This window comes from Bradyrhizobium jicamae, assembly GCF_001440395.1.
In the GTDB taxonomy this organism is placed as follows: Bacteria; Pseudomonadota; Alphaproteobacteria; order Rhizobiales; family Xanthobacteraceae; genus Bradyrhizobium; species Bradyrhizobium jicamae.
Genome location: NZ_LLXZ01000156.1, coordinates 73,382 through 81,747, shown reverse-complemented (window position 1 = coordinate 81,747; position 8,366 = coordinate 73,382). Strand labels below are relative to the sequence as shown.

Sequence of the window (8,366 nt, the reverse complement as noted above, 5' to 3'; positions counted from 1 at the left end):
CCCGGCCCATCCATACTCTTCGCGAGACTCTTGCAAAAGTGATGGATTGCCGGGTCAAGCCCGGCAATGACACCTCAACAATCCACAACACCTCATATCAAACTCAACAGGAGAGCCATCATGGCCAAAGTTCTCGTGCTCTATTACTCCGCCTACGGTCACATCGAGGCGATGGCGAATGCCGTCGCGGAGGGCGCGCGCAAGGCTGGCGCCACCGTCGATATCAAGCGCGTGCCGGAGCTGGTGCCCGAGGCCGTCGCCAAGGCCTCGTATTACAAGCTCGACCAGGCCGCGCCGATCGCAAAAATCGAAGACCTCACCAATTACGACGCGATCATCATCGGCACCGGCACGCGCTTCGGCCGAATGGCGTCGCAGATGGCGAACTTCCTCGATCAGGCCGGCGGGCTCTGGGCCAAGGGCGCACTGCACGGCAAGGTCGGCGGTGCCTTCACCTCAACGGCAACCCAGCATGGCGGGCAGGAAACCACGCTGTTCTCCATCATCACCAACCTGCTGCATTTCGGCATGACGGTGGTCGGCCTGAACTACGGCTTTGCCGGCCAGATGAAGCTCGACGAAGTCACGGGTGGTGCGCCCTATGGCGCGACCACGATCACCGGCGGCGACGGCAGCCGTCAGCCGAGCGAGAACGAGCTCGCCGGCGCGCGCTACCAGGGACGCGTGATCGCGGAGACCGCAAGCAAACTGCATGGCTGATGCGCCAAGGGCGGCATTCTCTCTTGCGAATGCCGCCCTATCTGATCCATCGGGGCGATGGATTCAGCATGATCGAAATTCTCTTTGTCGCTCAACTGGTGCGCCGGCCGTTGCAGGCGATCGTGCGGCGCTGGTGGTGCATGAGTCTCAACCGCGCCTCACGCGGACAGTGGCGCTGCCGGGAGTGCACGAAATCGTGACGCCTGGTTTTTTAAGCCCCTGATGAATTCGTGATAGGCGTTCTATCCTTGGTCGGAACGCAGAAGGTTCTGGCATGAGCAACAATTTGCAAGTTCCGTGGCCGGAATTGCCGACCGCGGCATGGCGTGACGCCTGTGCGACGCTGCAGCTCTGGACCCAGATCGTCGGCAAAATTCGCCTGACCAAGTCGCCGTGGCTCAATCATTCCTGGCACGTGACGCTGTATGTCACGCCACGTGGATTGTCGACGTCGCCAGTGCCCGACGGTCTGCGAACGTTCCAAATCGATTTCGATTTCATTGACCACACGCTGCGCATCTCGACCAGCGACGGCTCGCTGGAGCAATTTACGCTAGCAGGCCATTCGGTCGCCAGCTTCTACGCCGCCACGATGGCAGCGCTTGCCGAACTCGGCATTGCCGTTGCCATCGACGAGATGCCGAACGAATTGCCGGCGCCGGTGCGCTTTTCAGAGGACACCACGCACGCTTCCTACGATCCCGACGCTGTCGGGTGCTTCCTGCAAATTCTCGTCAACTGCGACCGCGTCTTCAAACAATTCCGAACTGGGTTCCTCGGCAAGGCGAGCCCGGTGCATTTTTTCTGGGGCAGTTTCGATCTCGCGGTGACGCGTTTCTCCGGCCGCCGCGCGCCGCGTCATCCCGGCGGCGTGCCGCATCTGCCCGACGCAGTTGCACATGAAGCCTATTCACACGAGGTCAGCAGCGCCGGCTTCTGGCCAGGCGGCGGCGCGATCGATTACCCTGCGTTCTATTCCTATGCCTATCCCGAGCCGCTGGGTTTCCGCGCAGCGAAGGTGCGACCGGATGCGGCCTTCTTCAGCGAAGCCCTTGGCGAATTCATCCTGCCTTACGATGCCGTACGTACAGCTGCTGACCCCGACAAGGCGCTGCTCGATTTCCTGCAAAGCACCTATGAGGCGGCAGCGATTTCAGCGAAGTGGGATCGCGCCGCACTTGAGTGCGATCCTGGCCAGCCCGGTGTGGTGCGTCAGCTTTGAAGTACTGCGCAGGGTGGGCAGCGCGTGCCCACCATCCCCGTCTATAGCATGATGGGAAGGTGGACACGGCGCGCCCGTTGCCCCCCCACGATCCCCCAAGCTAATGCCGCAATTCCGGCTTCACGATGGTCTGGCGAACCTCGGCGCCGCAATCGGCGCACTCATAGGTGAAATCGATCTTCGCCATGCTCCAGTGCGGTTCGACGTCGCGCACATACATTTCGAGCCCCACACAGCTCGGACAAATAACGAAGCCCGGCTCGAATTCGTCGTGATGATGGATATAGGCTGGCATGTCGGCTCTCCCCAAGAAAACGCCCAAGAAAGCATTTACCAGTGGTCCCTGACCCGCAGCGCAGCATACGCCTGTGACGTACAACCGGTCATGAACTCTCGCGAACACAGAGAGAACATCCCCACAATCCCGGCATGTGTGACAGATTTGCACCGCCATTGGAACTCCAGCCCGAGCGCGTCATCTCTCTTCGTGTGACAACGACATACCGAACGCGCGTCGCAGCCTCGCATCGAGCTGCGGACGGTTGCGCAGCGCGCCCACTGCGCGATCGCGCAACGCAAGAGGCCATCCGCGCCAGCTCAAGGCGGCGCTGATGTTGATCAGCGGCAGCCGCCTTACGCCGAAGCGGCGCTTGTAGGCGTAGTTGCCGACGGAGAAATCGAACTCGCGCACGCCGTCCTTGTGCAGGGCTGCCATGGTGCGCTCGATGATCAACCGTCCCGGCGAACAGTTCGACCATTTTTTTCCCGCATTGCTGATGCGAACCATCACATAGCGCGAGCCGGTCCTGATCCCGACCAGCGTCGCCACGATCTCATCGCCGACCGTGAGCGCCGAGACCACCACGTAACCGCTGCCGACGCCAGCGCGCACCAGGTTGCGGTAGAACGCTGCGCACGTCGCGTCATTGAGAAAGTAATTCACCCCGAGGCTCCGCATCCGCTCGTCCTGCTGAACCTCGGTGGCGGAGAGCATCCGCAACGCTTCATCGACATCGGTGACGATCGCAAAGGAGGCTGCCGGATCGCGGGTAAATACGCGCCAGCTCCGCTGCAGTTCCGTCCGCACGACCTTTGCCAACGTGTACCGCCAGGCGTCGTAATCCTCGCCTGTCGTGACGAGATTGCCGTTGAGCGCGCAGGCGCCGCCCTCGCCAAGCAAGGCGAGCGGGTTGGGCTTGCCATCGAGATCGACGGGCACCTTGCGAAGGCGGATGAGATCGGCCGGACCTTGCATTCGGCGCAGCGCCGATAACAGACTGCGCCACAACATGCGCATCGCCTTGGCATCGCGCGGCACGGCACTTCCGAGAATCGGCGCATTGTAGTCGGTCAGATTGAGGTCTGCGAATTCGATCGTTGCGATCTTGCCTTGCTGGCGGCGGATCAGCGGCAGCAGCATCGCTCGCTCGCCAGTCGACGCATCCGTGACAACAGCGATCAGCGGCGCCACGTCCTCGGCGCCGGCGAAAGCGCGGTACCAGGCGTCATACCATTGCGGATGCTGGAACGGCGTCGACGGGCTGATGTCTTGCCAGCGCGCGACGGCCTGCTGCCAGTCGCCCAGCAGTTCGACGCGGAATCCACCCGCGCGACCCGTTGAGCGCGCCGCCGGTTGCCCCGCACTGGTCGTCAGCACCGTCATCGGCGTTGCGATTATGCCGCCCTCGGCAGATCGACGATTTTGCCGGGCTCGTTCGCATCGAGGCGGAAGTCGATCGCGCGGCGAGCCTTGCGCTCGCGCTTGACCCACTTGCTGTCGCGCACGAGCTTCTGCAGCACCTTCTTGGCGAAGAAGGACGGCCCGCGTAGATTGCTGGTCTTCGGCATGTAGCCGAAGCGATGACGCAGCAGTCCGTTGGCGAGGTGGACGATCTGGGCGCGGCGGATGTCGTCATTGCCGTAGGACACCGTCATCGAGATGTTGACAGTGCCGAGGTTTTCGACTCGGTGCGGCGCGTTCAGCGGCCAGTTCAGCATCTGTCCGGGTTCGACGTCGAACACCTGCGCATGTGCGTCGTACCATGGCGCGTAGGGCAGGTCGACCTCGACATCGAACAGCGCGATGTCCTCGAGGTGTTTCGACTTGATGAACGGCGCAGTGTTTGGATAGACGTAGACCCGCTTGCGGCCGGCGATCTGGATCAGGCCCTGCCCCGGAAGATCCGCATGATAGTAAACCTGCGCGTCCGGCGAAGAGACGAGAATGCCGGCCTGATGGTTTGGCACCACGAAGCCAGGAACCTTGGCGGCAATCTCCTCGAACATCCGGTCGATCAGCTTGCGGAAACGGCTATCGACCGCGCCGACGTCGCGCATGTTGAGCCAGAGCCCGCCCTGCGAGATCGCTTCGATCACCTGCCGTCCGGAGAGGTTGCCGATATCGCCCTCGCGCCACACGCGGCTGGAGCCCTTGGCGCCGGTCTTCACCAGGCTGTAGTGCTCGCGCGGATAGCTCTCGATCAGTTGGGCGAGTTCGTCCATCGAGAACGCTGCCGATTTATGCATCTCGTGCTGGAGCCGGATCGGCTGATGGCTCCAAAGCTCGGAATGCGCCTCATCCCATGTGCTGAAGATCCTGCCCGTCATTGCCGCCGCTCCTGCTGACTTCCGTTGCCTCAATGGCCGCCCTATTCCGGTTGTCCCGAAATCGCTGCCTGCTGCCATTGCCGTAGCCGCCCGATGTCCCGTTATGAGACGGCCGGACGAATCTCATGGTCGGATTGGCAAGAACGGTGCCGGGAAGACGCTGGCGCTTACCTGAAGCTAATGTCTGGCAGGTATGGCTAACGCCGACCGTTTCTGGAAACCTCGCCGCCGCACGATGACTGGAGAAACCCGATATCGGGCGCTGTTTCTCGGCGCGGGACCGCAGATGCATTGCGGCGTCGGCCAGTTCACCCGGCTGCTGCAGGAGACGATCGAAAAGCTCGAGCCCGGAACCAGCGCGACGTTAACCCTGACGCGCAAGGAAGGCATCTTCGCCGAAATCTGGCGCGCGGTCGGTTCGGCGCAAAGCGTGGTCTGCAATTTTCCGATAGTGGCCTGGAAGCGCGTGATGTTCGCGCCGCTGGTGGCGATGGCGATCGCCCGGCTGCGCCGGCGCAAGGTCATCCTGATTCAGCATGAGTGGCGCGGGCTGCATTGGCTGCGCCGCATCACCTACATGCCGGCATTGGTCCTTGCCGATGTCATCGTCATGTTCTCGCCGCTGGTGCGGCAGGAACTGGCAGACGATCCCCTGCTCGGCTGGACCGCAAGGAAGAGCATGCTGGCGCCGCTGCCGCCGAACATCGAGGCGCCGATCGGAATACAGGATTCGAAGTTGCGGCATCGTCTCATCGCCGCGAAGGGTGACGGGCGGCTGTTGATCGGTCATTTCGGATCGATCTATCCGGGCAAGCAGCCTAATGCGCTGCTCGAGATCGGCGCCATCCTGAAACAACGCGGCCTGAAGCCGCTGATCGTCTATGTCGGCTCCTTCATCCGCGGCGTCGACAAGGTCGAGGAGGAGTTTCATGTCCGCGCCAGAGAACTCGACATCGCCGACGACGTGATCGTCTCGGGCTTCGTCGCCTCCGATCACGAGGTGTTCGGCGTTTTCAGCGAGATCGACGTCTTCTGCTACCCGCTCGACGAGGGGCTCACCGCGCGCCGCTCCAGTATTCTCACCTGCGTGCAGTCAGGCCGTCCGCTGATCGTCGCGGGTCCTGTGCTGCCGGAAGAATTCGACCATCATCCGCGCTTCAAGGAATTGATCAGCCGCGGCGCTATCGTTCTGGTCGCGCGTGGTTCGGACAACGAAGCGTTTGCCGACCGGATCGCCGCGGTGATCAAGCGGCCGCCGATACCACTGCCGTTCGATTTCGACGGCTGGTGGAAGGATGTGGCTGACGCCGTGCGGGCGCAGATTCCTATGCTTGCGCCCGAAACCGCGCGAGATAGTGCAGGCCGAACACCGCCAGCAGGAACGTGAACCAGAGCGGATCGGAACGGTCGAGGAAGAAGCTCTCCATCGCCGACAGATAGAGCCCGAACAGCCAGATCCGCAGCAGCACCATCGCCAGCGGACCATTGTTGCCGCCCTCGTCCGCCCGCTGAAAATTGCGCAAGGGCAGGATCACCAGCACCAGGATGAGCAGGAGAAGCCCAGGCACGCCCATGCCCAGCGCGGTGTCGAGATAGCCATTGTGGCTGTGGGCGGCGAAGCCGGCCCACTCCTTGCCTTCAGGGAGATTTTGGATGGCGCTGGAGCCCCAGAAGGACGCAAAGCCATAGCCGGTGAGCAGACGTGCATGCAGCGACTGCAGCGCAAATGCCCAGATGTCGGTGCGGCCCGTGAACGTCGAGTCGAACGGCAGCAGTTTTGAAATTCCGGCGAGGCTCTCCAGCATCACCGTGCCGACGCTCAAAAGATTCAGCAACAGCAGCGGCGTGAGCAGGATGATCGCGCGGATCCAGAACGAGCGGATGAAGGAGGTGACCGACGTCAGCAACAGCACCGCAAGGCACAGCGTCAGCGAGCTCTTGCCGGCCGAATACAACAGGAACAGCGAGGCGAGCGCGATGATGGCGGCGCCGGAAAGCCAGAGGCCGGAACGGACGCTGTAGACGCCGAGAAACAGCACCATCACCATGATGGCCGCGGCCTGGTTCTTGTGGCCGAACGCGCCGCGCCAGTTGCCGGCCAATCCCGGCTCCTGCGGATCGCTCGCCAGGTGGATCGAAAGATCCGGGGCCAGCAATATTCCGAGATAGCATACCGCGAGCAATGCGAGCGCCGCGATGGCGAACCAGTGCATCAATTCCTGCTGCGACTTCGGCAGCAGCATCAACGAGGCGGTCACCGCGACGACGCAGACCGTCAGCGACAGACGCCTGATCGACGTGCCCGGATCGAACGACAGCACCACCGTCAGCAGCAGCCAGGCGCCGAACAGCACGAATGCCGGCGTCAACAACGTCGCCAATCCACGCCCGTCGTTTCGTATGGCCAGCGCGACCGTCAGCACGCTCAGGGCGCCGAACGTTGCATAGGTCGCCAGCTCATTCCCCGTGCCGACGTCACCCAATTGCATATCGCCGAGGCTGACAAACGGATGCAGCGATATCCAGCCCAGCAGCAGCGTTCCGACAAAGGTCGCGCCGCGAACGATATCCATCACCCGCTGCCGCTCGACCCCGGCGGCCACGATGCGGATTCCGGATGCGTCGACGAGCTGGCTCATGGCACGATCTTCGACGCCTTGTAGGGCTGCGGCTCGAGGCCGAAGGCGGCCAGTGCGCTGCCGATCGCGACCGTGACGGGATGGATGGCAATGGTACCCTTGCGTTCGGTCAGGATGGCGTATGCGGCATAGACGAGCGACAACGGCAAGGCAGCCAGCAGTTTGATCGTCAACTTCGCCTGCAGCCAGACCGTCGGCGTCGCCTTGCGCTGGACGTGATAGTTGATCGCACCGATCCGCAGCCCCCGCGTCACCAGCCATTTCAGGGTGGTCCGGCTTTTCGGCACGGTCTCGCTGATCGCAGCTTCGGCCACCCAGTGGAATCGCATGCCGAGCCTTTTGCAGCGATAGAAGAAATCGGTATCTCCGCCGCCGAGAAAATTGAAACGGAGATCAAACGCCGGCATGCCCAGCCGATCGAACACCGAACGCCGGATCAGGCAATTGCCGCAGCCATAGATCACCGGTACCGGACCCGAAGCGTCGTATGCCGGCGCAAAAGCGGGATGACGCCGAAGCCCGCGCTTCCGTTCGTCATCGAATTCGGGAAATACCGGTCCACCGATAATCTCGGCGCCGGTCTCGTCTGCCGTTTTGAGCATCAGCTCCAGCCAATCGGGCGAGGCGATTTCATCGTCGTCGATCATCAGGAAGCTGCTGGCATTCGGGAACATCTGCAGCGCCGTCTCGAAGGCAGCGTTGATCGCATGGCAATTGCCCTGCCGCGGCTCGATTACGCACAGACCTGAGAACTTCCCCGACGCGAGATACTCGGTCGCAACCGGGACGCTCTCGCTTCTCAACGCATCATTCTCGACAAGGACGACGGCGAAGCGGCGGCGGGTGCGCTGGCCAGCAAGCGATTCCAGCGTGCGGCGCAGGTAATCCGGACGGCGGAAACAGGGAATGCAGACGATGGTCTCGATCGTGGGATCGAGGCCTGCCGAAAGCGCCACCAGCGCGCGCAGCGCCCTGACCGACGGATCGGGTCCGTCCATCCGGAGATCGCTGGTCGATATCGCTGTCATGGCACTCAGGTCGTTCACGAATATGTCTCATCGTCTCGAAACGGGATCGCCGGCTTGATCCGGGACACTTCCGTCTCGATAAGGCCGTTCGTTCCGGGATGACCCGGTGCTTGCGAACGTAACGCTGGCGATGTTGCAAATTTCGATCCG

9 protein-coding genes are annotated in these 8,366 nt (G+C 62.4%); 4 read left to right on the top strand and 5 right to left on the bottom strand.

Translation table 11 applies throughout. The features are described 5' to 3' along the window. Nucleotides 1-120 precede the first annotated feature (120 nt). From wrbA to CQ12_RS25610, 3 genes are all read left to right on the top strand, one after another. Nucleotides 121-720 carry an NAD(P)H:quinone oxidoreductase gene (gene wrbA, locus CQ12_RS25615; RefSeq protein WP_057838063.1) on the top strand — a complete coding sequence of 200 codons (600 nt, stop codon included), beginning with the start codon at nucleotides 121-123 and terminating at the stop codon, nucleotides 718-720. 68 nt (nucleotides 721-788) lie between these two features. Then, entirely contained in the window at nucleotides 789-920 is a 132-nt protein-coding gene (locus CQ12_RS47280) for a hypothetical protein (RefSeq protein WP_283807409.1), read from the top strand. 74 nt (nucleotides 921-994) lie between these two features. Continuing rightward, nucleotides 995-1,942, top strand: coding sequence for a DUF5996 family protein (locus tag CQ12_RS25610; protein WP_057838062.1), 948 nt, complete (start codon nucleotides 995-997; stop codon nucleotides 1,940-1,942). Nucleotides 1,943-2,042: 100 nt separating this feature from the next. Here the strand turns inward: CQ12_RS25610 and CQ12_RS25605 are convergent, their stop codons facing one another. From CQ12_RS25605 to CQ12_RS25595, 3 genes are all read right to left on the bottom strand, one after another. Beyond that, nucleotides 2,043-2,237, bottom strand: a complete 195-nt coding sequence (locus tag CQ12_RS25605; RefSeq protein WP_057838061.1) for a hypothetical protein — start codon at nucleotides 2,235-2,237, stop codon at nucleotides 2,043-2,045. Nucleotides 2,238-2,417: 180 nt separating this feature from the next. Beyond that, nucleotides 2,418-3,605, bottom strand: coding sequence for a GNAT family N-acetyltransferase (locus tag CQ12_RS25600; protein ID WP_057838060.1), 1,188 nt, complete (start codon nucleotides 3,603-3,605; stop codon nucleotides 2,418-2,420). 11 nt (nucleotides 3,606-3,616) lie between these two features. Then, nucleotides 3,617-4,549: a cupin-like domain-containing protein gene (locus CQ12_RS25595; RefSeq protein ID WP_057838059.1), complete on the bottom strand. Its 933-nt coding sequence runs from the start codon at nucleotides 4,547-4,549 to the stop codon at nucleotides 3,617-3,619. Between the two features lie 235 nt (nucleotides 4,550-4,784). On the opposite strand from CQ12_RS25595, the gene CQ12_RS25590 reads away from it, so the two are divergent. Next, nucleotides 4,785-5,936: a glycosyltransferase family protein gene (locus tag CQ12_RS25590; protein ID WP_057838058.1), complete on the top strand. Its 1,152-nt coding sequence runs from the start codon at nucleotides 4,785-4,787 to the stop codon at nucleotides 5,934-5,936. Here the strand turns inward: CQ12_RS25590 and CQ12_RS25585 are convergent. Together CQ12_RS25585 and CQ12_RS25580 are read right to left on the bottom strand one after the other, a co-directional pair. Next, on the bottom strand, nucleotides 5,875-7,188 hold the full coding sequence (locus CQ12_RS25585; RefSeq protein ID WP_057838057.1) for an O-antigen ligase family protein: 1,314 nt from the start codon (nucleotides 7,186-7,188) through the stop codon (nucleotides 5,875-5,877). The genes CQ12_RS25590 and CQ12_RS25585 overlap by 62 nt on opposite strands. Further along, a complete protein-coding gene (locus tag CQ12_RS25580) occupies nucleotides 7,185-8,216 on the bottom strand; it encodes a glycosyltransferase family 2 protein (protein ID WP_057838056.1) in 1,032 nt (343 codons plus the stop codon). The genes CQ12_RS25585 and CQ12_RS25580 overlap by 4 nt, the downstream gene beginning before the upstream one ends. Between the last annotated feature and the right edge of the window lie 150 nt (nucleotides 8,217-8,366).